At 65.1% G+C, this 481-nt stretch carries 1 protein-coding gene; it reads left to right on the top strand.

Annotated features, from left to right (window positions below; all coding sequences use genetic code 11):
- Nucleotides 1-60: 60 nt before the first annotated feature.
- Nucleotides 61-471, top strand: a complete 411-nt coding sequence (locus ACSNOG_RS32935; protein ID WP_436756358.1) for a DUF3224 domain-containing protein — start codon at nt 61-63, stop codon at nt 469-471.
- Nucleotides 472-481: the final 10 nt, after the last annotated feature.

Below are 481 nucleotides of genomic sequence, written 5' to 3'. Positions count from 1 at the left end.
TGACCTCTCATGGTCGGCCTGACCAGCGTCGATGTCAGTGGTGCACAGTACGCTCCGGGGATGCGAGCTTCAGGAACATTCAAAGTTGTCGACTTCACGCCCGCCCCGGTACCCAGCCCGGCGATCGAGACCGCGGTGCCCGTTGGCATCGCCACGATGGACAAGCAGTTCGAAGGCGAGGTCGCCGGGCGGTCGGCCACGCTGTTCACCTCCGCATTCGACCAGTCCACAAACACAGGCACCTACATCGCCATGGAGTCCTTCGAGGGGGCGTTGCACGGCCGGGCGGGCACCTTCAACTTCGCGCACTCCGCAACGATGTCGGGCGGAAGCAGGCAAGGCGAGTTCTTCGTGGTCATCGTCCCGGGCAGCGGAACGGGCGAGCTGGCCGGGATCACCGGGACCGGAGGCATCGCGATCGACCCCGACGGCACGCACCGGATCTGGTTCGATCTGGACCTCGATCAGTAGCTCAGCAGGT

The sequence above is a fragment of the Streptomyces sp. URMC 124 genome (assembly GCF_051386455.1).
GTDB lineage: Bacteria > Actinomycetota > Actinomycetes > Streptomycetales > Streptomycetaceae > Streptomyces.
Note: the sequence above shows the minus strand (reverse complement) of the source record. Positions and strands in the feature narration are given on the sequence as shown.